Source organism: Sphingobium sp. DC-2 (assembly GCF_000722555.1).
GTDB lineage: Bacteria > Pseudomonadota > Alphaproteobacteria > Sphingomonadales > Sphingomonadaceae > Sphingobium > Sphingobium quisquiliarum.
Genome location: NZ_JNAC01000114.1, coordinates 151,458 through 174,694 on the forward strand (window position 1 = coordinate 151,458; position 23,237 = coordinate 174,694).

A 23,237-nucleotide genomic window follows, 5' to 3' on the forward strand; every position below is an offset into this window, starting at 1 on the left:
GAGCATCCAGGGCGGCTATTTCAATGTTCCGGCGGTCCAGGATCGCGCAATGTCCATGTCCTTCGCCGCGTCGGCGGTCAGCGCCGTCACATCGACCCAGCCGATCCGGCTGAAGAAGTTCGGAAGATATTGCGCGCTGTGCACCGCAGCATAATCCTTCCATGCGCTCAAGGCATTTTCCAGATGCTGGACGGCATCGGCCTTCTGCGCCACGTCACCAGAAGCATCGAACAGGGCGAGCGCACAGGCCCCACGGATCTTGGCGGCATAATAATGGCCCAGATGGCCCATCGCCGAAATATCCCCGATCGTCTGCTGCAATTCCCGGCCCGCGTCCTGGGCCAGGCCTTCGCGCAATAAAGCGGCCAGCCGCAGCGCCTCTGCCCCCGCGCCGCCGATCCCGTCCGCTGCATCGAGCGGGGAAGCCTTGCCGATCGGCTTGCCTCCGGCCATTCGCGCGCGCCATTCCCGGATGTTCAGCATGTCGACATCGGGCGCGGTGTTGCCGATCATGAAGTCGGCCACCGTATAGAATTCGGTGCGCATCTTGCCGGGATTATATCCGCGCATCCCGAACAGGCTGTTGTGAACGCAGGCTTCCGGGAACCACATCATGTCGATGTCGCGCCAGAAAAAGCAGGTCGTGCGCGGGATCACCTGAGACGCCGCGCGCAACGCCGCGAACAATGTCGCGGCATTGGCCTGCGGGAACCGATCGGCCAGCATGGCTTCGAACCGTGCATCGCTCAGCCGCGGGTCATAGGCGAGCCGCCCCCAGAGGGTGAAGGCATACCAGTGCTTTTGCAGCACCAGCGGACGGTGGCTGCCGATCGGCCTTCCAGCCGTGGCCCGGTCCAGAAAGTCGCGGCCCAGACAAAAGCCGTCAGGACCCATGTAGAATCCCGCCAGCACGGCCGCTTCGGGCATATTCGCGATATATTCGCGCGCGAAATCAGGGTCGCCCCATCGGAAAGAGAAGATGTCGTCGTTGCGGACCGTGATCCAGGATCGCTTGCCGTCCAGCGACTTGCGCGCCTCCCGCTCGAAGAAGCGCGGGCGGGGCGTCGAATACATATGGGCGATGGAATATTTATGGCTGAAGGTGAAGGACTGCGGAAAGCCCGGATAGGCCGCCCACACCTGGTTGATCGTGTCGCCCTTCGTTTCGTGGAAACGATGGATCAGAGGAACCGTCCTGCCCGGCAAGGATTTCAGCGCATCCCTGACGCCCTCGCCATAGGTGGCCCAGAGCCAGCGTTCATTCTGCTCCGCGTCCGACTGGCCGGGATAACCCATATTCTCGCCAGCCGTGATGCCGATGCCGGCAAGCAGCGGATAGGTCTTGATCAATTCCCTAACGCTCGCCCGCATATAGGCGATCGTCTTCGGATTGGTCAGCTTGTCGGTGATTCCATATTTGCCGTCGGTCCCGTGGACGAACACATTCCAGGTGAAGATGTAGATTTCTATCCCGCGACGCGCGGCCATATCCATGACATCGCGCCAGAAGGCGATCTTCTGCTCGATCGGCATCGTCTTCACGACTTCATAATTGGCGAGGTGACGCGCGGGCGCCGCATTGCCGCGCGGATCGAAGATATCGGGACCCAGCGGCTCCCGGCTGCGCCAGACGTCGTTCAGCGCCACATCTGGAAATTCCGGCACCTTCACCATGGAGGGAAAGGGATGGAGGTTCCACAGCGTCAGGACATTGAACCTCTGCCGCGCCATCTCGTCGAAATAGGCCAGCCAGAAATCGCGATCCCATATTTCGGGGATGTTGGCGCGATTGCTGTCGCCGCCGTCGCCATAGCTGGGCGTGCGCAGGTCGAGCGGAATGTTGAACTTGATCCCGCGCTTGGCGACATAGGGCTTGCGGACGCTGGCGTCGCGCAACAATTCGCGCAACGCCTCCGGCCCTGTCCGAAGCGCTTCGGCGATATCCAGCCCGCCATACATCGCCCCGGCCGCGTCACCGGCAACGACGCGGATCTGCTCAGGCGATCCGCTCAGCCTGTAGGCCTGACCGCTCAGCGCTGGATCGATCCTATAGCTGATCGCGGGAGGATTGGGGGACGCACGGGTGATTTCGCGCTTCGCGAACGCGACCGGCGAGTCCGCTGGAGGCGCTTTCCCGGCGGCAAGACCCGGAACCAGAGGAGCAACCGCCCCCGCGAGCAGCAACTGGCGGCGGTCTACGCGAAAAGCGTGCATCCTCTTCCCCTTCTTCTTAATATCGTGACAAAGCGTAGACAAATCTGCGCAATAATCAAATTCATGGTTGTGCAGGGCTGTTGTCTGGCCGGTCCGGTCCGGTTATCCAAGCCAGGTATAAGAAGGAGGGGACTGATGGTTCGGAGCCGCCATAAGGGCAAAATGATCGCGGCCATGCTGCTGGCCGCACTTTGCACGTCCGCCAGTTTCGCTGCGGCGGATCAGGCCGCAAACGGCAAGGCCGGAGCCGGACTCAAGACGGGCAACCCTGAAGATCATCTTCCCGCGAATATCACGCGCCTCTCCTGGTTCGGGGAGCGCGCGTCCTGGTCGCCCGATGGCCGCAAGGTCGCCTTCATGTCCAAGAGTTTCGGGGACGCCTTCGAAATCGACGTGCGGACCGGCGAACTGCGCGTCCTCACCCCCTATCCGCATGCGGGCTATTTAAGGGCGCAATATCTGCCGAACGGCGACCTGTTCCTGATCGGCGCGCGCAAGTTCGAAAATCCGATCAAGACGCGGTTCGAGGATCAGGAGATGTGGGTCCTCAGGAAGGACGGCAAGTCGAAGCCCATCCCGCTCGACCACAAGATATTCGAAGGCATCGCCATCTCGCGCCAGTCGATGAAGATCGCCTGGGCCAATTCGGCCCGCAACTATCCGGGCCAGATCGCGCCGAACGTTTCCATCGTCTATGTCGCCGATATCGTCGAGGAAAATGGCGTGCCCAAACTCGCCAATAAGCGAGAGGTGCTGCGTTCCAACTCCGCGGACTGCGGCCTTGAGGTGCAGGATTTCCGCAATAACGACCAGGAACTGATCTACAGCTGCTATCGCCTGCCCTATGCGGATGTGATGGGCGTCGACCTGAAAAGCGGGAAAGTGACGACCTACCGGAAAATTCCGCAGGAATATAATGAAGCCGAAGGAATATTCCCTGACGGCCGCCATATCCTCGTGGAATCGAGCCGGGGCAAGGAAAAGCATTCCGACAAATATATCGATGTGTGGAAACTCAGGCTGGAGCCGGACGGGACCGACATGGTCCGGCTGACCCATTGGGGCGATTATGACGGTTACAAGGCGTCGAACCCCGTGGTCAGCCCGGATGGCAAGATGATCGTCTTCCAATCGGGGCGGCGCGATGACCTTCCCGGCGTGGGCTACGGGCTGTTCCTGTTGCGGCTGCAATAGCAGGGACCGGGCATCGATCCGCTGGACCCGGTTTGACATAAGCGGCGTCCCGCGACATCATGGGGTGATGAAGGCTTGCCGCTGTCATCACCGTTTTCGCCACCATGGGGGGCAGCTTCTCGCGGGCATATAGCCCCGGGTTCCGGTGCTTTTCGCCCTGAACTCGGGGCCGGACAGACTCGCGACACGATGGCCTCCGCATGCCGGAGGCAGTTCATCCCGGAAAGCCAGACCCATGACCAGCAAGAAGGCGAGCCGACGCCCGCCGATTCACATGATCGATTCAGAAGCCGATGCGATTACCGATCTGGCGATCGCCGCCGCCAAGCGCCTGCCGCAAGTTAGCGCCATGCTTCTGGAGGAGATAGGGCGCGCCACCATCCGCACCGCCGCCCAGATGCCGGACGATGTCGTGACCATGTATGCCACGGTGGATTTCATCGACGAGGGCGGCGAGAAGGAGCATAGCTATCAACTCGTCTATCCCGGCGACGCTGACATTTCGGCCGGGCGCATATCCATACTGACGCCGGTGGGCGCTGGCCTGATCGGGCTGAGGGAGGGGCAGTCCATTCTCTGGCCCGACCGGGACGGCCGCGAACGCGCGCTGAAAATCGTAAAGGTCGCGCGGGAGAGGGCGGCCAACTGACCGGCATGTCCCGGGATCAAGCAGGCGGTGGACAGCCCCGCTTGTTTGTCCCATTCTTCAAGGCTGCCCCGGCGGCATATTCTGATCCACGGAGTTCCCATGTCCGAACAAAGGCCCAGACCCGAAACCCTTGCCGTTCATGCCGGATGGCGGGCCGATCCGGCGACCGGATCGGTCGCGGTGCCGATCCATCAGACGACGTCCTACCAGTTCCGCGACGCGGAACATGCGGCGTCCCTCTTCGCGCTCCAGGAAATGGGCAACATCTATACCCGGATCATGAATCCGACGACGGATGTACTGGAAAAGCGCATCGCCGCGCTCGAAGGCGGAGCGGCGGCGCTGGCCGTCGCTTCAGGGCAGGCGGCTTCGGCCTATGCGGTGCAGAATCTGGCGCGGGCGGGGGACAATATCGTCAGTTCGACGGCGCTCTACGGCGGCACCTACAACCTCTTCGCCAACACGTTGAAGGATCAGGGGATCGAGGTGCGCTTCGTCGATCCTTCCGATCCTGAAAATTTCCGCCGTGCGACGGACGACCGCACCCGCGCTTATTATGCGGAGACGCTGCCCAATCCGAAGCTGGAGGTGTTCCCGATCGCGGAGGTCGCCGCCATCGGCCGGGAAGCCGCCATTCCCCTGATCATGGACAATACGGCGGCCCCGCTGCTGTGCCGTCCGTTCGATCATGGCGCGGCGGTCGTCGTCTATTCCGCGACCAAATATCTGGGCGGGCATGGCACCTCCATCGGCGGATTGATCGTCGATGGCGGCAATTTCGACTGGGCGGCCGATCCCGCCCGGCAGCCGCTGCTCAACACGCCCGATCCCTCCTATCATGGCGCGGTCTGGACGGAGGCGGCAAAGCCGCTTGGCCCGATCGCCTATATCTTGCGGGCGAGGGTAATCCTGCTGCGAGATCTGGGCGCGGCGATGTCGCCCTTCAACGCGTTCCAGCTGATCCAGGGGATTGAGACGGTGGCGCTGCGGATGGAACGGCACTGCGCCAATGCCGCCGGGGTGGCCAGCCATCTGGCGCAACACCCCGCGGTCACCAGGGTTATTCACCCGTCGCAGCAGGATGGCGAAGCCAGGGCCCTGGCGGACCGATACCTGACCGGCGGGCATGGCGGGCTTGTCGGCTTCGAACTTGCAGGCGGGATAGAGGCCGGGCGGCGCTTCATCAATGCTTTGCAGCTATTCTACCATGTCGCCAATATCGGCGATGCGCGCAGTCTGGCGATCCATCCTTCCTCCACGACCCATTCGCAGTTGAACGAAGCGGAACAGCGCGCGTCGGGCGTGTCGCCCGGCTATGTCCGCCTGTCCATCGGCATAGAGCATATCAGCGACATATTGGCCGATATCGACCAGGCGCTGGCGGCGGCGCACTGATCGGGCGGGGGGAATTTTCCGATTACTGACAGGGGAAGACCCCCGGCCGCCGCGCGTTTGACTCCGGCGGGCGGGCTGTGCCATGGCGCTCATGATGCATTCACGCAGTGATCATGTGCGCTTCCGCTATCAAGGGGGACAGCTTCTCGCGGGCAACTAGCCCCGGGTTGCGGCGCTTCATGCCCCGGACCCGGGGTAGATCGAAAGTCTGCGGCGCGCCGTGCATGGGCGCGCTCCTTCCTTCCGAAAGCCAGCGCGATGATCAGAATGCCAGGCGGGGCGGCGGCCCCCAACCATCCCATAAATAACGAAACGGCAGCCGCCCGGCTCCGATAGCCCGCGCCTGTTCGAAAATGGCGGACTCGATCCGTCCATCTGGAAAGAAGGAGACAGACATGCCCCGGATCGATGAGAAGCTTCTGCCCGTATATGAGGACGTCCTCAGGCGGAATGCCGGTGAAACCGAATTTCATCAGGCGGTCGAGGAAGTGCTTGAAAGCCTGGGGCTCGTCGTCGCGAAGCACCCGGAATATATGGACAACGCCCTGATCGAGCGCATTTGCGAGCCGGAGCGCCAGATCATCTTCCGCGTGCCCTGGGTCGATGACAAGGGGCAGACCCACATCAACCGGGGTTTTCGCGTCCAGTTCAATTCCGCCCTTGGGCCCTATAAGGGCGGGCTGCGCTTCCACCCGTCAGTCAATGTCGGCATCATCAAGTTTCTGGGGTTCGAGCAGACGTTCAAGAATGCGCTGACCGGACTGCCGATCGGCGGGGGCAAGGGCGGGTCGGACTTCAATCCGCGCGATCGTTCGGATGGCGAGATCATGCGCTTCTGCCAGTCCTTCATGACCGAACTCTACCGCCATCTTGGCGAATATACCGATGTCCCGGCGGGCGACATTGGCGTCGGCGCGCGCGAGGTCGGCTATCTGTTCGGCCAATATAAGCGCCTGACGAACCGTTATGAAGCGGGCGTCCTGACCGGAAAGGGCCTGATCTACGGCGGATCGCGCGCGCGCACCGAAGCGACCGGCTACGGCACCGTCTATTTCGTCGACCAGATGCTCAAGACCCGGCGCGAAAGCCTGGAGGGCAAGCGCGCCATCGTTTCCGGTTCGGGCAATGTCGCCATCTTCGCGATCGAGAAGATCAAGGAATTCGGCGGCAGGGCAGTGGCCTGTTCGGACTCGTCGGGCTTCATCGTCGATGAGGAGGGGATCGATCTGGAACTGCTCAAGGAGATCAAGCTCGTCCGCCGCGAGCGCATTTCCGAATATGCGCGGTTGAAGGGCGCGGGCGCTTATTTCACTGATCAGGGCACCATCTGGCAGGTCCCCTGCGACGTCGCCCTGCCTTCCGCGACGCAGAATGAATTGAACGGCAAGGATGCGGAAGTGCTGATCCGCAACGGTGTCATGGCCGTGGGAGAGGGCGCGAACATGCCCTGCACGCCGGAAGCGGTCCGCCTGTTCCAGAACGCGAATGTGCTCTTCGGCCCCGCAAAGGCGGCCAATGCCGGGGGCGTCGCCACATCAGCGCTGGAAATGCAGCAGAACGCGTCCCGCGACAGCTGGACCTTCGAGGAAACGGAAGCCCGCCTCGCCATGATCATGCGCCGGATTCACGACAGTTGCGCCGAAACTGCCGAATCCTACGGCGCGCCCGGCAATTATGTGCTGGGCGCGAACATCACCGGCTTCGTCCGCGTGGCCGAGGCGATGGAGGCGCTGGGCGTGATCTAGCCCCAATCCCGAACGGCGTAACGGGGGGGGGGTCCGTTGCCTGGCCATGATGTCGGCCAGCGTATAGCCGTCCAGCACGCTCAAAAAGGCGGAGACCGCTTCCCTGAGCACGGCCGTCATCCCGCAGGCGGGCGCGATGACGCAGCTGCCGCAATCGACCAGGTCGAACCCCTCCTCCGTATAGCGGACGAGCACGCCCACATTGATGTCCTCCGGCGCTTTCCCCAGCCGGATGCCGCCCCCGCGCCCCCGCACGCTTTCGATATAGCCCGCGCGGGCGAGGCCGTTCACCACCTTCATCAGGTGATTTTGGGATATGCCATAGGCTTGCGCCACCTCCGCGATGGAGGACAGGCGGCCGCTGTTCGCGCCGAGGTAGAGCAGCACGCGCATGGAATAATCCGTATACAGCGTCAGCTTCATTGGGCGGCTCCGGCGATCCTTGAAAATGGCATCCGATAAATATGCAATTCTGTTGCATGTTTCAAATCCGCCTTATAGATGTATTTTCAATGCATGATTGGAGCTTGAGTCGTGAATGGCGTCTCGCACATCAGGGAATCGGATCTGGGGCCGCTCGTGGACGCCTTCTACGCCCGCGTCCGGGGCGACGCGGCGCTCGGTCCCATATTCAACGACGCCATTCATGACTGGCCGGACCATCTGAAGAAGCTGACCGCCTTCTGGTCGTCGGTTATGCTGGCGAGCGGGCGCTACAAGGGCCAGCCGGTCGCCGCGCACATGAAGCACAAGGCGCGGATCACGCCGGAACTGTTCGACCGCTGGCTGCTCCTGTGGAAGGAAACCACGGATGATCTGATGACGCCCAAGGCCGCGGCAGCGCTTCAGGCCAAGGCGGCGCAGATCGCTGAAAGCCTTCAACTCGCCATGTTCTTCCGCCTGCCTTCGGGCGCGCCGCCTTTCCCTGTCCGCAAGGCGGAGGGGGCGCATCATGGCTGATGTCCTGCCCTACCGCTCGACGCCTGTGTTCGACGAAAGCTCGCTGCCCGCGGCGTTGCGCGCCCGGCACAGTACCAAGGCTGGCGTCTGGGGCGTGATCAAGGTTCTGGAGGGGCAGCTCCGGCTCAGCTACCTCGAACCGCCATCTGAATCGCTGCTGACGCCGCAGCAGCCCGGCCTCGTGCAGCCCCAGCAGCCCCATTTCGTGACGCCCATCGGGGCCATGAAGATGCAGGTCGATTTCTACGACCAGAATCCTTTCCCCTGATTTCCAAGTTCCTGACGCATTTACAGTAGAGGAGATATCGATGTCGCAACCCCTCAGCGAGCAGACCGTCGCGCTCGTCAAGGCCACAGTCCCGGCGCTGGAGGCCCACGGCCTCGACATCGTCCGTGAAATGTATTCGCGAATGTTTCAGGACCCTGAAATCCGCGACCTTTTCAACCAGTCGCATCATGGCGATGCCGGGTCCCAGCCGCGCGCGCTGACCGGGGCCATCCTCGCCTATGCCAGCAATATCGACAATCTGGGCGCGCTCGCCCCCGCTATCGAGCGGATCGCGCAGAAGCATGTGGGCTTGCAGATCCTGCCCGAACATTATCCCCATGTGGCCAATGCCCTGCTCGGCGCGATCAAGGCGGTGCTGGGCGACGCCGCGACCGACGAAATCCTCGCCGCCTGGGGTGAGGCCTACTGGTTCCTCGCCAACATTCTGATCGCCCGTGAACAGCGCATCTATACGGAACAGAAGGACGCGGACGGCGGCTGGAACGGCTGGCGCGACTTCCGTGTGGAAGACGTCATCCGGGAAAGCAGCGTCATCAACTCCTTCATCCTTCGTCCGGCCGATGGCGGCCCGGTCATGGATCACAAGGCCGGGCAATATCTGACCTTCTGGCTGCAAATTCCGGGGCATCCCCCCATCAAGCGAAACTATTCCATCTCGGCCGCCCCGAACGGCCAGACCTACCGCATCTCCGTGAAGCGTGAACCCCATGGGCTGGCGTCCGGCTGGCTTCATGAGGAAGTCAGGCCGGGAACCATCCTGAAAGTGGCCGCGCCCGCAGGCGAATTCTTCCTGGCCGATCATGTCGAGCGGCCCGTGGTGCTGCTGTCGGGCGGCGTCGGCCTGACGCCCATGGTGGCGATGCTCGAAGCGCTGGCGGAAAGCGGCGCGCCGGTGCCGGTGCATTATGTCCACGGCACGCACAATCGCGAAACCCATGCGATGCGCGATCATGTCCGCGCCGTCGCGGCCAGGGGCAAGGCGATCAAGGTGACGGACTTCCATCAAACCCCGCTCGCCGACGAGGTGGAAGGCCGCGACTATGACGCCGCCGGGATCATCACGGACGAATGGCTGGTCGCGAACACGCCGGTGGCGGAGGCCGACTATTATATCTGCGGCCCGCGCCCCTTCCTGCGCCATGCGGTGTCGACTCTGTCGCTGGCCGGGGTGCCTTCGGCCCGCATCCATTATGAGTTCTTCGGCCCGGCCGACGAACTTCTCGCCGCCTGAGCGGGGGCCGCGATGGACGGCATCACCATCGCCAGGGCGATCCACGTCCTCGCGGTCTTGCTGTGGATCGGCGGCGTGGCCTTCGTCACGCTCGTGCTGATGCCGTCCATCCGCAGGGGAAGCCCGCCCGATCAATGGCTGGCCACCTTTCACAGGTTCGAGGAGCGCTTTGCCGGGCAAGCGCGCCTGTGGGTGCTGATCGCGGGCGCCAGCGGCCTGTGGATGATCGACCGCGGCCAGATGTGGAGCCGGTTTGCCGACCCGCATTTCTGGTGGATGCATGCGATGCTGGCCGTCTGGACCATCTTCGCGGCGATGCTGTTCCTGATCGAGCCGCTGGGCCTGCATCAGCGGCTGAAGCGGTCCGGCCGCCCGGCGATAGAATTCCGCCGCATGGAATGGATGCACCGCATCCTGCTGCTGCTGGCCGCCATCACCATGCTTGGGGCGGTGGCGGGTAGGTGATAGCCTCTCCCGCGACGCTGGCGGCGGGCGTCATCCGTGCCGGTTCGATGCGGCCGCGATCCATCAGGTGCAGCACGTTCCACCCCCCGGCGATCAGATAGTCGGCAATGATGCGCCGGTGGCACCGCCACCAGACCGCTTCCGAACACATGATGGCGCAGCATGTCTCACGGGCCAGTTGCTCAAGCTCGTGCAGCCCGGCCAGGAACTCGGGCGAAAGCGCATAGTCGGCATAGTTGTGGAAGCTCTGATTGTCCCAGAAGCCGTTCACATCGGCCGCCACCTGTTTCTGACGCCCACGCCGCCCGCCCAGCGCCTTGATGAACCTGTGCCTGATCTGCCAGCGGGACAGCGTTTCGGGCAGGCTGTCCAGATTATAGTCCGGGTTGGTCCGCGACCGTGGAATGGTCCGCACATCGACGACGCATTGGACATTGCCGCCGCGCAGCATGTCGACGAAGGTGTCGATCGGCCGGGTGGAATGACCGATGGTGTAGATGGTCCCGCCCGTCATTCCAGCACGTCCTTCACGCGCCTGCGCAGTTCCGGCAGCACCTCCGCCTCGAACCATGCATTGTCGCGCATCCATATGCGGGAACGCCATGACGGATGCGGCAGCGGGAAATAGGCGGGCAGATAGGCGTCGAAGTGCCGCACGCGGTCCGACATCCGGCCGGGCCCAAGCACATTGTCCTGCGCATATGTCCCGACCAGCAGGGTCAGTTCGATCTGCGGCATCTCCGCAAGCAGGGCGCTGCGCCACAGATGGGCGCATTCGGCGCGGGGAGGCTTGTCGCCGCCCGCGCCGCGCCCCGGATAGCAAAAGCCCATGGGCAGGATGCGACCTGGCTCTCGTCGTAGAAGGTTTCCGGCGAAATCCCCATCCATTCGCGCAGCCTGTCCCCCGAAGCATCGGAAAAAGGGATGCCCGACGCATGCACTTTCGCGCCCGGCGCCTGGCTCGCGATCAGCAGCCTGGCGGAGCCCGAAAGCTGAACCACGGGGCGCGGCTCGCCGGGCAGCCTGCCAGCGCATGCGCGGCAAGCCCTGACCCCGGCAATCAGTTCATCCAACGCCGTCACCGCGTCATCCTCATGTCCGGCACGCGTCATGCACCCGTCGCGGCTTTGGCGCCCTCGACGCGCGGGACCAAGATCAGCGTGCGGCCTTCCACCCGCCAGGAAGCGAGTTGGGACAGGAAGTTCATGCCCAACACGTCGATGTTCCCGATCGCGGGCGAAATGGCGGCCTTCAGGTTGCGCGCCTCTATGCCGCCCAGCACGAACCGGCCGATCGTCCCCGTGTCGGCCGGAACCACGCCATTGGCGGTGCGCATGACGATGGGCAGCAGCCCGCTGCCGCGCTCGACCGAGGCGCGCTGCGCCGTTTCTTCGGACAGGGTGGTGACGGTCGCGCCGCTGTCGATCAGCATCCTGCGCTCCACGCCGTTGATTTCTGCCCGTGCCCAGAAATGCCCGTCCGGCGACATGCGGATGCGCACCTCCCTGCCGCTCACCTGCTGGCCATCGATGCCCAGTTGCGCCGTGATCCGCGCCAGAGTGGGATCGAACGGCGCCTGCTGCATCAACAGAAAGATGCAGAAGGCCAGCAGCGCAAAGGAAAACAGCGCCCGCAGCACCCGCCCGGCATAGGGGATGTTGAAAAGCAGGATCAGCACTATCGCGGTGCCAACGGCGTAGATCGCCATCTGCTGCCATTCGGGATTGATCGAAACAGGCATGACAAGGGGTGAACCGTTAGCCGGGCGGTTCGATCCACCGCGGATCTATGGCTTTGCCCTGGCCTCGCGGCTGACCAGCAGGCGACACCGGCAGGATATTTCCGGCGCGGCGCGCATTGTCTGCTGCAAGCCCCCCAACCCGCCCCAGGAGCAGAAGCATGACCAAGCCCGAAAACGACACCGTGCATTATGACGGTCCCGCCGGTGGCTGGGGCTCGCTCAAGGGCATGGGGCGCATTTACGGCAAGGAACTGGATTCGCCCGCCGTGCTGGAAACGCTGCGGCGCCAGAACAAGCCCGGCGGCTTCATGTGCGTGTCCTGCGCCTGGACCAAGCCCGCCAAGCCGCACCCTTTCGAATTTTGCGAAAATGGCGCGAAGGCGACGCTGTGGGAACTCACCAGCCGTCGCTGCACCCCGGATTTCTTCGAGGAACACAGCGTCACGGACCTGAAGGGCTGGCGCGACCATGATCTGGAACAGCAGGGTCGGCTGACCCATCCCATGCGCTACGACCGCGCCAGCGACCGCTACCTGCCGGTGAGCTGGGCGGACGCGTTCCGGGAGATCGGGGCGGAACTGCGCGCGCTCGATCCGAAGGACACCGTCTTCTACACCTCCGGGCGCGCCAGCCTGGAGACCGCCTATCTCTACGCCCTGTTCGCGCGGCTCTACGGCCATAACAACCTGCCCGACAGTTCCAATATGTGCCATGAAACCACATCGGTCGGCCTCAAGAAGGTGACGGGCTCGCCGGTCGGCACCTGCGTGCTCAGCGACTTCGACACATGCGACGCCATTTTCTTCTTCGGCCAGAATACCGGCTCCAACAGCCCGCGCTTCCTCCACCCCTTGCAGGAAGCGGTGAAGCGCGGCTGCAAGATCGTGACCTTCAATCCGGTGCGCGAACCGGGCCTCCTCAAATTCGTCAACCCGCAAAGCCCGGCGGAGATGCTGACGTCCAGGGGAACGGAGATTTCCGACCTTTATTTCCAGGTCCGCCCCGGCGGGGACATCGCCGCCATCATGGGCCTGTGCAAGCATGTCATGGCCCGCGACGCCGGCCTGTTCGCGCGGGAAAAGCGCCACCTGATCGACACCGCCTTCATCGATCAGCATTGCCATGGCTTCGATGCTTTCACCACCTGCCTCGACGCCACAAGCTGGGAAGAGATTGAAAGGGAATCCGGCCTGCGCCGCGCCGATCTGGAGGCGGCGGCGGACATCTATTGCGATGCGGACAAGGTGATCGGCGTCTACGGCATGGGCGTGACGCAGCATGTCCACGGGTCGCAGACCATCGGCGCGCTGGTCAACCTGCTGCTGCTGCGCGGCAATATCGGGCGGGAAGGGACGGGCATCTCGCCCGTGCGCGGCCATTCCAATGTGCAGGGTCAGCGCACGGTCGGTATCTCCGAAAAGCCCGAACTGGTGCCCAACGACCGGCTGAAGCAACTGTTCGGCTTCGACCCGCCGATGGAAAAGGGCATGAACACGGTCGAAGCCTGCGAAGCCATCATCGCGGGCAAGGTGAAGGCCTTCCTCAGCCTGGGCGGCAATTTCCTCCGCGCCATTCCTGAGCAGGAGAAGATGGAGGAGGCATGGACGAACATGCGCCTTACTGTCCAGATCGCGACGAAGCTCAACCGCAGCCACCTGATCAATGGAGAGGTCGCCTATCTTCTCCCCTGCCTTGGCCGGTCGGAGGAGGATATGCAGGCCAGCGGCCCGCAGACGGTGACGATGGAGGACAGCCTGTCCTGCATCCACGGATCGGTCGGCAAGCGCAAGCCCGCCAGCGAACATCTTATGTCCGAACTCGCGATCGTCGCTGGCATCGCCAGGGAAACTCTGCCGCCCAATCCGAAGGTTCGGTGGGACGAATGGGTCGGCGACTATGCCAGGGTGCGCGACCTTATCGAGGCGAGCTATCCCGGCAAGTTCGACGATTTCAACGCCCGGATGTTCACCCCCGGCGGCTTCTACAAGGGCAACAAGGCGCGCGAGCGGATCTGGCAGACGGAAAGCGGAAAGGCGGAATTCACCGTCCCCACGACCCTGTCGGGCTGCGGGTTCGAAGATGCGCCGGGCCGTTACCGCCTCATCACCCTGCGTTCGAACGATCAGTTCAACACCACCATCTACGGCTATTCGGACCGCCTGCGCGGGGTGGAGGGCACGCGCGACGTGCTGCTCATGAACCCGGAAGAGATCGCCCGCGCCGGGCTGTCGGCCGGACAGGTGGTCGCTCTGGTCAGCGATGCCGGCGACGGCGTGCACCGGCAGGTCGACGGCCTCACCGTCACCCCCTTTTCCCTGCCGGATGGATGCGTCGCGGCCTATTATCCCGAAATGAACCCGCTGGTGCCGCTGTCGCACCATGACAAGCTGTCGAAGACCCCCGCCGCCAAATCCGTGCCCGTGCGGATCGCCAGCTAATTCCCACCCTTCCAGAGCGTGATCGTCTTGTATCGAGGCATCCGCATTAAGGCTGCTTTTTCCGTTTTTCCGTCACCCCGGATCACCCCCGGCCTTGGGGAAGCGCATAGGCGATCACCTCGTCCCCGACCGGCGTCTCCATGAAATGGTGGCCGCCTGCATAGATGACCAGATATTCGCGCCCGCCCGCCTCATAGACCATCGGCGTCGCCTGCCCGCCAGCGGGCAGCTTGCGCTGCCACAGCGTCTTGCCGGTGGAAAGGTCGATGGCGCGGATCAGATTGTCGGTCGCCGCCGCGATGAAGATCAGGCCGCTCGCCGTGACCACCGCGCCGCCATTGTTCGGCGTGCCGATGGTGATGGGCAGCATGGACGGGATGCCGAAGGGTCCATTGGTCCGCGCCGTGCCGAACGGCCGGTCCCAGATCGTGCGCCCCGTATTCAGGTCGATGGCGCGGATGCCGCCATAGGGCGGCTGCTTGCACAGCATGCCGGTGAATTTCATCCGCCATCCGGCATTCACGTCGATCGCATAGGGCGTATGTGCCTGGGGATCGCCAGCGCCTTCCGCCCCGCCGATATTGCCGCGCGCCTGCTCGCGCGGCGCCCAGCCCAGCTTGTTGGCCTCCGCGCGCGGGACCAGACGGACATAGTTGGGCATGTCGTTATAATTGGCGACGATCACCCCGCGCCGCGGATCGACCGCCACGCCGCCCCAGTCGGTGCCACCATTATATCCGGGATATTCGATCGACCGCCGCTTGCTTTCGGGCGGCGTGTAGAACCCCTTGTAGCTCGCCTGCCGGAACTGGATGCGGCAGATCATCTGGTCGATGGGGGACATACCCCACATATCCCGCTCGGTCAGCTCCGGCTTGCGCAGTGTGTGCCAGCGCGAAAAGATCTGGAAGGGGGACCGCTGGTCCGGCTCCACGCCTCCGCCCGGCGCGCGCATGACCCCCACCGGCGTCAGCGGCTTTCCGGTGCGCCGGTCGAGGATATAGATGTCCCCCTGCTTGCTCGGCAGCACCAGCGCGGGCGTGCCGCGATAGTCCACCAGCGTCGCCTGCGCGCCGAAATCATAATCCCACACATCCTTGCGCACCGCCTGGAACCGCCAGCGCGGCTTGCCCGTCCGCACGTCCAGCGCCACCAGAGAGGTTGCGTAGAAATTCTCTGGCGGGCGGCGCAGGCCGCTATAATAGTCGGCGGCGGCATTGCCCATGGGCAGGTAGACAAGGCCAAGCTGCTCGTCCCCGCTCGCCGCCGTCCACATATTGGGCGTGCCCCGTGCCCATGTCTGTCCGGGCGGGGGATAGCCGTTCCAGTCCGGGTGCATCATGTCCCAGGCCCAGCGCAGCTTGCCCGTGACGGCATCGAACCCCCGGATCACGCCGGAAGGGGCCCAGCGGTCCTGCCCGTCCAGCACCTGATGCCCGGTCACGGCCACACCCTGCACGATGGTGGGCGGCGAATTGATGGACACATAGCCGGGCGGGGTCTGGCCCATGCCGATCTTCGTATCCACCTGTCCGTTCGATCCGAAATCCTGGCACGGCTTGCCGGTGCTCGCGTCTATCGCGAACAGGCGCGCGTCCAGCGTGCCCCAGATGATCCGCCTGGCGCAGGCCGTGGCCGGGGCGGCATCGGGCACGGCATAATAGCTGACCCCACGGCAGGCGGCGGTATAGGGAATGGCGGTGTCGGGCACGCGTGGATCGAAGCGCCAGCGCTGGCGGCCGGTCGCCGGGTCAAGGGCGATGACGATGCTCTTGGGCGTGCAGACATAGAGCGTGTTGCCGATCTTCAGCGGCGTATTCTCAGCGCCATAGGTGCCCTTCGCGGCGCTGGAGGGCATGTCGCCCGTATGCGTCAGCCAGACCTGTTCCAGCGATGCGACATTGGCGGGCGTGATCTGCGTCAGCGGCGAGAAGCGCCGGGCGCTTTCCGATCCGCCATAGGCAGGCCAGTCGGTCCCCGCCTGCAACAAGGCGGGATCGGCCATGACGCCGGACGCCGCGGGCAGGGCGGCCTGCACCCGTGGCTGGTTGATCCGGCCCAGCGTGAATCCGGTGACGGCCGTCAGCAGGATGACCGCCGCGATCGCGCCGCCCGCCAGCTTCCACCTGTCCGCGCGCACCGACATCAGCGGCATGACCAGCAGCACCGCGATCAGCAGGACCAGCGGCGCGATCACGCGCGGCACCAGCGCCCAGCCATTCGTCCCCACTTCCCAGAAGGCCCAGAGGATGGTCGCGGCCACGACAACGATATAGAGCCACGCCCCCAGCATCCGCCGCCGGTACAGCAGCCATCCCGACGCCATCATGGCAACGCCGGTGATCAGATAATAGGGCGACCCGCCAACGACAGCGAGCCATGCCCCGCCCACGGCCAGGACCAGCCCGATCAACCCGGTCACGCATCCCAGGAGCTTCGTGGGCCAGCCCGGCGAAGACCCGTTGCGCGCTGCCGTGTCCGCCATGTTTCACCTGTTTCTGTTGGGTTAACGGTCAAACGGCGGAGGGGGCCTGCTGTTCCCTCTTTTGAGGTTCGGGCGTGCGCCCGGCCGGAACCCCAACCCCCGGCAAAGGGTTGGCGTCGGGGAGGGAGCATCGGCATGAGCGACATTGGCTGGATACCCTATTGCGGCGGGGCGCCCGCGCCAGCGCAGCTATTGTCGCGCTGGAATGGCGATCCCTTCCTCATCCTGCTGCTGCTGGCCGCGGCGGCATGGGCATGGCGCTCCCATGTCCCTCGCGGCTGGACGCTGGCCGGTCTGCTCTGCGCCTTCCTGCTGTTCATATCTCCTTTCTGCGCGCTGACCTCCGCCCTCTTTTCCGCGCGCACCGTCCACCACATGCTGTTGATGCTGGTCCTCGCGCCGATCCTGTCGCTGTGGCCCGGCAAGGTCAGGGGCAGCCTCCTGCTGGGGACGCTCGTCCAGACCCTGGTGCTGTGGTTCTGGCATGCGCCCGCCGCCTATGCCGCCGCGCTTTCCCATGACGGCATCTACTGGCTCATGCAGGCAACGATCCTCGCCAGCGCCGCCCTTTTCTGGGCACGGCTGCGGCAGGCGAGCGCGATCCCGGCCACCGGGGCGCTGCTCTTTTCGATGATGCAGATGGGGCTTCTGGGCGCGCTGCTGACCTTCGCCCCGTCGACCCTTTATGCCCCGCATTGGCTTTCGACCCAGCCCTGGGGATTGTCGCCGCTGGAGGACCAGCAACTCGCCGGGCTGGTGATGTGGGTCCCGGCCGCGGGCGTCTATCTCGCCGCCGCGCTGCTCCGCATGAGCCGCCTGATCGCTCCTGACCCCGCGCCGCGAGCCATGGTGTGATCGAGGCGCTGCGCCGCTGGGCGGCCACCCATACGGAGCGGTCGCGCTATTCGCCGGTCGGCATCGCCTTCCACTGGATAATGGCCTTTCTCGTCATGGCTCAACTCGCCATCGGCTGGTATGCCAGCATCCTGCCGTCGGGCGGCGGCAAGCTGCTGACCTACCAGTTGCACAGCGCCGTGGGTTTGCCGATCCTGCTGCTCGCGATCGCGCGGTTGTTCTGGCGTCTGATCATTCCGGGCCCGGTCAATGACGCGGACCGGGGCGGCTGGCAGACGCAGGCGGCCTATCTGACCCACTATATCTTCTACCTCTGCTTCTTTGGCCTGCCGCTGACCGGCTGGGTCATGTGGTCGGCGCTTGGCGAACCCGCGCCGCTGCGCCTTGCCGGGTTCATCCCCTGGCCAGCGCTCCCCCTGCATGGCCTCGGCCCTGAAATGCAATATCGCCTGCTCGCCATCGCGGAAGAGGGACATCACATCCTCGTCCTGCTGCTCGCCCTGCTCATCCCCCTTCATGTAGGGGCGGCCTTGAAGCATCATTTCTGGGATCGGCATGACGTGCTGCGCGGGATGCTGCCGGAGGTTCCCGATTGGGAGGATAGCCGGAAAGAGACGCAGCATAGTCCGAGAGAGTCCGGGCTTCCTCAGCAGTGAGCTTGAGGCTGATCTGCTGCATCACGTTCCGCGCATCACTCCGCCGCAGCGACAGCCGCCAGCGGTGCAACTGGTCCGCCAGATAGGCAGCCGACTGTCCGGCGAGCGGCGGATTGCCGCTGCCCACTCCTTCGCCCGACAGGCCGTGGCAACTGGCGCATGACGGCAGGCCGCGCTCAGGATCGCCCTTCGTATACAGAAGGGGAGCAGCAGGCGAAGACATCTCCACCTTCGACCGATAGGGCAGGGCGGCATAATAGTCCGACACCAGCAGCCGCTGCCGCCGGGTCATCCGTTCGGCGATCGCCTGCATCTGCGGATGCTGCCGCCGCCCGTCCGCATAGGCGTCGAGCTGCGCCACCATATAGCCCGCGCCCAGCCCCGCCAGGCGAGGCACCGCCGTGCCGTCGCCCCCGCCATCTACGCCATGGCACGTCAGACAGGCGCCCTGCGCGCCCGCTCCGCCGCCGCTCAGCGCCACCAATTGTCCCGTCGACGCGAACTGCTCCAGTCCCCGGTTGTCATAGGAACCGCAGCCAGCCGTCATCGCCAGCAGCAGGACGGGGCGCAGGTCGGGACTCCGGCTGAAACATCGCATCATAATGGAACCGTGACGATTGCGGGCGGTTCCATAGCAGTTCGCACGAAAGGGAAGGGGGCTGCGTCGTCTTTGCGTATCGGCATTACGCTTATCCTGCTGCTCGGCGGCTGCAAGCCACCGCCGGAAGGGCGGGCGGCGATGCCCGGCGCGGATGTGCAGCGCGGACGCGCCCTCGTTCAACGGACAGGGTGCGCGGCATGCCATGTCATCCCCGGCATAAGGTGGCCGCAGGGACGGCTCGGTCCCGATCTGACGCATTTCGCGCGTCAGGGGATGATCGCGGGACGCGTGCCCAACCGGCCGGACATGCTCGCCGCCTTCGTCCGCAATGCGCCCGCTCTAGTTTCCGGCACGACCATGCCCGCCATGCCGCTCAACGAGGGAGAGGCGCGTGACGTGGCTGCCTATCTTTACACGCTCGACTGAACAGGCGCTGTCGGGCTGGCCGCCGCCGGTACTCGATCCCGCCGGTCCGTTCGCCTCGTCGATCACCACGCTGTCCTGGATCCTCTTCGCCATGGCTGGGGCCGTTCTCGCGCTGGTGCTGGCGGCGCTGTGGGTGGCGCTCGCCGGATCGCAGCGGCTGCGGTCCCGCCTTGGCGGAACGCGCGTGGTCTGGCTTGCGGGGATTGCTCTGCCGGTGGTGGTGCTGACGGCGCTGCTCATCTACGGGCTCAGCCTCACCAGGACATTGCGGACCCCGCCGCAGCCGTCCGACATCCGCGTGCGCGTGACGGGCGAAATGTGGTGGTGGCGCGTCGCCTATCTCGATCGGGCGGGCGGCGTCGCGATGATGGACGCCAACGAAATTCACATACCCGTTGGCCGGACGGTCACTGTCGAGCTTGAATCCTCGGACATCATCCACAGCTTCTGGGTGCCGCGCCTGTCGGGCAAGATCGACATGGTGCCGGGCCGCCGCAACGTGCTGCGCATGCAGGCGGACGCGCCGGGCGTCTATGCGGGGCAGTGCGCGGAATATTGCGGCGGCGCTCATGCCCTGATGGGTTTCATGGTTGTCGCCCATGATCCCGACGATTACGCCCGTTTCATGGCCGCGCGGGCACGCCCGGCGCCTCAGCCCGGCGGTCAAGCCGCGCGGGGAGCCCAGCTTTTTCAGGACAGCGGTTGCGGCGCATGCCATCGCATCGCGGGCACGGAGGCCAACGGCCTCGCCGGACCTGATCTCAGCCATGTCGGTTCGCGCCGGACTCTGGGGGCGGGCATATTGCCCAACAACCGGGGCACGATGATCGGCTGGATCGGCGATCCTCAATCGCTCAAGCCGGGCAACCGCATGCCTGCTTACTCCACGCTTCCGGGGCAGGACTTGACGGCCATCGCTGCCTATCTGGAGACGCGGCGGTGAGGTCGGAAACCGGCTTCGACCCGGCGCTTTACGAAAGATTCCCGACACGCGGAGAACGGCCCGAAGGCGAGCTGGAGGAACTGGAACGCGTCTGGCGCGCGCCAAGGGGCTGGCGGCTGCTCACCGTCGTCAACAACAATTATATCGGCGCGTTCTACGTGGGCGCGGCCTTCCTGTTCTTCCTGCTGGCGGGCGTGCTGGCGCTGTTCATGCGGGTGCAGCTTGCCTGGCCGCTGAACGGCATGCTGCCGCAGGAGACGTACAACCAGTTCTTCACCATGCACGGCACGGTGATGATGTTCCTCTTCGCGGTTCCGGCGGTGGAGGCGCTGGGCGTGCTGCTCCTGCCGCAGATGCTGGCGGCGCGGGATCTCCCGTTCCCGCGCCTCTCCGCTTATGCCTTCTGGGCCTATCTGGTCGGCGGGCTCGCCTTCTTCGCGTCGATCTTCGTTGGCCTCGCGCCCGATGGCGGCTGGTTCATGTATCCGCCTTATACAAGCATCAGCTACTCGCCGGGCATCAATGCCGACTTCTGGCTGCTCGGCATCGGCTTCATCGAGATTTCGGCGATTGCCGGAGCGATCGAGATCATCGTCGGCGTCCTGCGAACGCGCGCGCCGGGGATGAGCCTCGACAAGATGCCGATCTTCGCCTGGGCCATGCTGGTCTTCGCGGCGATGATCATCATCGGCTTTCCCGCCGTGATCCTGGGCACTTTGCTGCTGGAACTGGAACGGGCGCTGAACTGGCCCTTCTTCGATCCCACGCGCGGCGGTGATCCAATATTGTGGCAGCATCTCTTCTGGTTCTTCGGCCACCCGGAAGTCTATATCATCTTCCTCCCCGCCGCCGGGCTCGTCACCATGATGGCCAGCACGCTCGCGCGGACGCCGGTGGTCGGTTACCGCCTCATCGTGCTGGCGCTCGTCTCCACCGGCTTCATCAGCTTCGGGGTGTGGGCGCACCATATGTTCACGACCGGCATGCCGACCCTTTCCGTGGGCTTCTTTTCCGCCGCGAGCATGGCCGTCAGCGTGCCCGCGGGAATTCAGGTCTTTTCCTGGATCGCGACGCTGGCGAGCGGGCGGCCACGGATGAACACGCCGACGCTGTTTCTGGTGGGCGGCATCATCATTTTCGTGATGGGCGGCCTTACCGGCGTGATGGTCGCGCTCGTCCCCTTCGATTATCAGGCGCACGACAGCTATTTCATCGTCGCCCACCTCCATTATGTGCTCATCGGCGGCATGGTTTTCCCTTTGTTCGCGGCCTTCTATCACTGGGCGCCGATGATGAGCCGCCGCCCGCTTTCCGAAAGGATGGGCAAATGGGTCTTCTGGCTGATGTTCGCTGGCATGCACCTGACGTTCCTGCCGATGCACCTGACCGGCCTCATGGGCATGCCGCGCCGGGTCTATACCTATCTGCCGGATCGCGAATGGGGCGCGACGAATCTTCTGTCCACGATTGGCGCTGGCATATTGGCGGCGGGCATCTGCCTTTTCCTCATCGATCTCGCTCGCAACTTCCGCTTCACCACCGATGACGATGCAGGCAACGTCTATGGCGGAAGCACGCTGGAATGGCTACCCACCGGGCTATATTCCTCGCGCAGCATCCCGGTGGTGCGCAGCCGCGATCCCCTGTGGGACGATCCCGCGCTGCCCAGGGATGTGGAGCAGGGCCGCTATTTCCTGCCGAACAGCGCCACCGGATTGCGCGAGACCATCATCACCAGCCCCATCCGTGCCGAGCCTGAATATCTCCAGATCATGCCGGGACCATCTTCATGGCCCCTCTTCGCGGCGCTGTTCACCGCCGGATTCTTCCTGCTGCTGACGGTGCAGGCCTATTGGCCCAGCGTGGTAAGCGGCATCGCCGCCATATTGTGCGTCCTGCGCTGGCTCTGGGAAACGGACCGCCCCGTGCCCGATCGCGAAGTGGATATCGGCGCGGGGATCATGGTGCCGACCTATGTCACCGGACCGCGCACCCATGGCTGGTGGGCGATGATGCTGTTGCTGACCGTCATCGGCATGATCTTCCTTATGGCCTGCTTCAGCTATCTATACCTCTACGGCATCCACCCGCGCTTCTGGGTTGCTCCGCCCGATGCCGCATGGCTTGTGCCGATCCTGCTGGGCAATGGCGCGGGCGTGGGACTCGCGTGGCTGGGCCGCCGCCTGCTGCGCCGTGAAAAGACGCGCCTGTGGACCCCCGGCGTCCTGCTGATGACCGGCGGCGGCGCACTGGCTGCGGCATTCGCGGCGGATATCTGGAGCTGGCGTCTTCACGGCCTGTCTCCCAGCGCGAGCGGGCAGGGCGCGACCGTCTATGCCTTCCTCTCGCTCCAGGGCATTCTTGCCGCGATCGTCTTCATCATGACCTGCTACATGGCCGCGCGGAACAGCCGTGGCCTGATCAACCGTCCGGCGGACAACAGCTATGACCTGATATTCCTCTTTGCCGTCTACACCGCCGCGCAAGGCGTGGTTTCAGCGCTGCTGACCCGGCTCTTTCCGGGAACCGCGTTCTGATGAACTGGCGCCTGCTCCTCGGCGGCATGGCAGTCTGGGCGCTTCACTTCTTCGCGCTCTACGGCATCGGCAGCATCTGGCATTCCAGCATGACCGCACGGCTTCTGACCGGCCTCATGACATTGCTGTGCCTTGCGGGAGAGGGCTGGCTGATCACCCGCATCTGGCGGCAACGCGGCGACCATGTCGACGCATGGATGCGCCACCTGTCCCTCACCCTCGTCGCCCTCGCGAGCCTCGCCATTTTTTGGCAAGCCTTCCCCGCGCTGCTCAGCTGAAACGCGAAAGCGCGGCGCATGTCATCCGGCGCTGCCGTCATCGTTATGATATCATTCCTTCATCATAACGAAACAGACGCGTCATGCCACTGACGCGGCCTGCCCCTATTCGCCGCCCTCGATAACTACAGATCA

19 protein-coding genes and 3 pseudogenes are annotated in these 23,237 nt (G+C 64.4%); 15 read left to right on the forward strand and 7 right to left on the reverse strand.

Annotated elements, in window-relative coordinates; translation table 11 throughout:
- Positions 1-15 precede the first annotated feature (15 nt).
- Complete coding sequence (locus ET21_RS28055; RefSeq protein ID WP_051768262.1) at positions 16-2,214, reverse strand: hypothetical protein; 2,199 nt, start codon at positions 2,212-2,214, stop codon at positions 16-18.
- Positions 2,215-2,349: 135 nt separating this feature from the next.
- On the opposite strand from ET21_RS28055, the gene ET21_RS28060 reads away from it, so the two are divergent.
- From ET21_RS28060 to gdhA, 4 genes are all read left to right on the forward strand, one after another.
- A complete protein-coding gene (locus ET21_RS28060) occupies positions 2,350-3,408 on the forward strand; it encodes a PD40 domain-containing protein (protein ID WP_051768263.1) in 1,059 nt (352 codons plus the stop codon).
- 235 nt (positions 3,409-3,643) lie between these two features.
- Complete coding sequence (rnk, locus tag ET21_RS0119880) at positions 3,644-4,057, forward strand: nucleoside diphosphate kinase regulator (RefSeq protein ID WP_021236469.1); 414 nt, start codon at positions 3,644-3,646, stop codon at positions 4,055-4,057.
- A 99-nt stretch (positions 4,058-4,156) separates the two neighbouring features.
- On the forward strand, positions 4,157-5,452 hold the full coding sequence (locus ET21_RS0119885) for an O-acetylhomoserine aminocarboxypropyltransferase/cysteine synthase family protein (protein WP_030541036.1): 1,296 nt from the start codon (positions 4,157-4,159) through the stop codon (positions 5,450-5,452).
- Between the two features lie 395 nt (positions 5,453-5,847).
- The gene (gene gdhA, locus ET21_RS0119895; protein ID WP_030541037.1) at positions 5,848-7,197 is read left to right on the forward strand and encodes an NADP-specific glutamate dehydrogenase; all 1,350 of its coding nucleotides are present in this window, start codon (positions 5,848-5,850) and stop codon (positions 7,195-7,197) included.
- Positions 7,198-7,299: 102 nt separating this feature from the next.
- On the opposite strand, the pseudogene ET21_RS27285 reads toward gdhA, so the two are convergent.
- Positions 7,300-7,620 (reverse strand): annotated as a pseudogene (locus ET21_RS27285) (Rrf2 family transcriptional regulator); the annotation flags it as partial.
- Positions 7,621-7,731: 111 nt separating this feature from the next.
- On the opposite strand from ET21_RS27285, the gene ET21_RS0119905 reads away from it, so the two are divergent.
- From ET21_RS0119905 to ET21_RS0119920, 4 genes are read left to right on the forward strand one after another with little or no spacing between them, the layout of a single operon-like run.
- A complete protein-coding gene (locus ET21_RS0119905; protein ID WP_021236474.1) occupies positions 7,732-8,157 on the forward strand; it encodes a group III truncated hemoglobin in 426 nt (141 codons plus the stop codon).
- A complete protein-coding gene (locus ET21_RS0119910) occupies positions 8,150-8,425 on the forward strand; it encodes a DUF1971 domain-containing protein (protein WP_030541039.1) in 276 nt (91 codons plus the stop codon). Before ET21_RS0119905 ends, ET21_RS0119910 begins: the two co-directional genes overlap by 8 nt.
- 40 nt (positions 8,426-8,465) lie before the next feature.
- The gene (hmpA, locus tag ET21_RS0119915) at positions 8,466-9,677 is read left to right on the forward strand and encodes an NO-inducible flavohemoprotein (RefSeq protein ID WP_030541040.1); all 1,212 of its coding nucleotides are present in this window, start codon (positions 8,466-8,468) and stop codon (positions 9,675-9,677) included.
- Positions 9,678-9,689: 12 nt separating this feature from the next.
- Positions 9,690-10,142 carry a hypothetical protein gene (locus ET21_RS0119920; protein WP_030541041.1) on the forward strand — a complete coding sequence of 151 codons (453 nt, stop codon included), beginning with the start codon at positions 9,690-9,692 and terminating at the stop codon, positions 10,140-10,142.
- Here ET21_RS0119920 and ET21_RS0119925 read toward each other — a convergent pair.
- The 3 genes and pseudogenes from ET21_RS0119925 to ET21_RS0119935 all read right to left on the reverse strand — a co-directional run bounded on the left by ET21_RS0119925 (position 10,111) and on the right by ET21_RS0119935 (position 11,883).
- Positions 10,111-10,656 (reverse strand): DUF488 family protein, encoded by a 546-nt coding sequence (locus ET21_RS0119925; protein WP_030541042.1) that lies wholly within the window; start codon positions 10,654-10,656, stop codon positions 10,111-10,113. The two genes, ET21_RS0119920 and ET21_RS0119925, sit on opposite strands and share 32 nt — an antisense overlap.
- Positions 10,653-11,254 (reverse strand): annotated as a pseudogene (locus ET21_RS26080) (uracil-DNA glycosylase family protein). The gene ET21_RS0119925 and the pseudogene ET21_RS26080 overlap by 4 nt, the downstream one beginning before the upstream one ends.
- Positions 11,251-11,883 (reverse strand): TIGR02281 family clan AA aspartic protease, encoded by a 633-nt coding sequence (locus ET21_RS0119935; RefSeq protein ID WP_051768264.1) that lies wholly within the window; start codon positions 11,881-11,883, stop codon positions 11,251-11,253. Before ET21_RS0119935 ends, ET21_RS26080 begins: the two are co-directional and overlap by 4 nt.
- Before the next feature lie 158 nt (positions 11,884-12,041).
- On the opposite strand from ET21_RS0119935, the gene ET21_RS0119945 reads away from it, so the two are divergent.
- Entirely contained in the window at positions 12,042-14,321 is a 2,280-nt protein-coding gene (locus ET21_RS0119945) for an FdhF/YdeP family oxidoreductase (protein WP_030541044.1), read from the forward strand.
- Positions 14,322-14,403: 82 nt separating this feature from the next.
- On the opposite strand, the gene ET21_RS0119950 is transcribed toward ET21_RS0119945, so the two are convergent.
- A complete protein-coding gene (locus ET21_RS0119950; RefSeq protein WP_051768265.1) occupies positions 14,404-16,806 on the reverse strand; it encodes a membrane-bound PQQ-dependent dehydrogenase, glucose/quinate/shikimate family in 2,403 nt (800 codons plus the stop codon).
- 135 nt (positions 16,807-16,941) lie between these two features.
- On the opposite strand from ET21_RS0119950, the gene ET21_RS0119955 reads away from it, so the two are divergent.
- Both ET21_RS0119955 and ET21_RS28610 read left to right on the forward strand, forming a co-directional pair.
- Positions 16,942-17,661 carry a cytochrome c oxidase assembly protein gene (locus ET21_RS0119955; protein ID WP_030541046.1) on the forward strand — a complete coding sequence of 240 codons (720 nt, stop codon included), beginning with the start codon at positions 16,942-16,944 and terminating at the stop codon, positions 17,659-17,661.
- Positions 17,658-18,317 carry a cytochrome b gene (locus ET21_RS28610; protein WP_030541047.1) on the forward strand — a complete coding sequence of 220 codons (660 nt, stop codon included), beginning with the start codon at positions 17,658-17,660 and terminating at the stop codon, positions 18,315-18,317. Before ET21_RS0119955 ends, ET21_RS28610 begins: the two co-directional genes overlap by 4 nt.
- A 25-nt stretch (positions 18,318-18,342) precedes the next feature.
- Here the strand turns inward: ET21_RS28610 and ET21_RS27290 are convergent.
- A pseudogene (locus ET21_RS27290) lies at positions 18,343-18,918 on the reverse strand (cytochrome c); the annotation flags it as partial.
- A gap of 69 nt (positions 18,919-18,987) precedes the next feature.
- Between ET21_RS27290 and ET21_RS0119965 the strand changes: the two are divergent.
- The 4 genes from ET21_RS0119965 to ET21_RS0119980 are packed head-to-tail and all read left to right on the forward strand — an operon-like array spanning position 18,988 to position 23,102.
- Positions 18,988-19,344, forward strand: coding sequence for a cytochrome c family protein (locus tag ET21_RS0119965; RefSeq protein WP_021236497.1), 357 nt, complete (start codon positions 18,988-18,990; stop codon positions 19,342-19,344).
- Complete coding sequence (gene coxB / locus ET21_RS0119970) at positions 19,310-20,287, forward strand: cytochrome c oxidase subunit II (RefSeq protein WP_021236498.1); 978 nt, start codon at positions 19,310-19,312, stop codon at positions 20,285-20,287. Before ET21_RS0119965 ends, coxB begins: the two co-directional genes overlap by 35 nt.
- Positions 20,284-22,824 (forward strand): cbb3-type cytochrome c oxidase subunit I, encoded by a 2,541-nt coding sequence (locus ET21_RS0119975; protein ID WP_030541049.1) that lies wholly within the window; start codon positions 20,284-20,286, stop codon positions 22,822-22,824. The genes coxB and ET21_RS0119975 overlap by 4 nt, the downstream gene beginning before the upstream one ends.
- A complete protein-coding gene (locus ET21_RS0119980) occupies positions 22,824-23,102 on the forward strand; it encodes a hypothetical protein (protein ID WP_030541050.1) in 279 nt (92 codons plus the stop codon). The genes ET21_RS0119975 and ET21_RS0119980 overlap by 1 nt, the downstream gene beginning before the upstream one ends.
- Positions 23,103-23,237: the final 135 nt, after the last annotated feature.

Coding starts and splice junctions, on each gene's coding strand:
- hmpA (WP_030541040.1), top strand. CDS start 8,466: ATGTCGCAACCCCTCAGCGAGCAGACCGTCGCGCTCGTCAAGGCCACA.
- gdhA (WP_030541037.1), top strand. CDS start 5,848: ATGCCCCGGATCGATGAGAAGCTTCTGCCCGTATATGAGGACGTCCTC.
- ET21_RS0119955 (WP_030541046.1), top strand. CDS start 16,942: ATGAGCGACATTGGCTGGATACCCTATTGCGGCGGGGCGCCCGCGCCA.
- ET21_RS0119910 (WP_030541039.1), top strand. CDS start 8,150: ATGGCTGATGTCCTGCCCTACCGCTCGACGCCTGTGTTCGACGAAAGC.
- ET21_RS0119980 (WP_030541050.1), top strand. CDS start 22,824: ATGAACTGGCGCCTGCTCCTCGGCGGCATGGCAGTCTGGGCGCTTCAC.
- ET21_RS0119935 (WP_051768264.1), bottom strand. CDS start 11,883: ATGCCTGTTTCGATCAATCCCGAATGGCAGCAGATGGCGATCTACGCC.
- ET21_RS28060 (WP_051768263.1), top strand. CDS start 2,350: ATGGTTCGGAGCCGCCATAAGGGCAAAATGATCGCGGCCATGCTGCTG.
- ET21_RS0119950 (WP_051768265.1), bottom strand. CDS start 16,806: ATGGCGGACACGGCAGCGCGCAACGGGTCTTCGCCGGGCTGGCCCACG.
- ET21_RS0119945 (WP_030541044.1), top strand. CDS start 12,042: ATGACCAAGCCCGAAAACGACACCGTGCATTATGACGGTCCCGCCGGT.
- ET21_RS0119925 (WP_030541042.1), bottom strand. CDS start 10,656: ATGACGGGCGGGACCATCTACACCATCGGTCATTCCACCCGGCCGATC.
- ET21_RS28055 (WP_051768262.1), bottom strand. CDS start 2,214: ATGCACGCTTTTCGCGTAGACCGCCGCCAGTTGCTGCTCGCGGGGGCG.
- ET21_RS0119885 (WP_030541036.1), top strand. CDS start 4,157: ATGTCCGAACAAAGGCCCAGACCCGAAACCCTTGCCGTTCATGCCGGA.
- ET21_RS0119920 (WP_030541041.1), top strand. CDS start 9,690: ATGGACGGCATCACCATCGCCAGGGCGATCCACGTCCTCGCGGTCTTG.
- rnk (WP_021236469.1), top strand. CDS start 3,644: ATGACCAGCAAGAAGGCGAGCCGACGCCCGCCGATTCACATGATCGAT.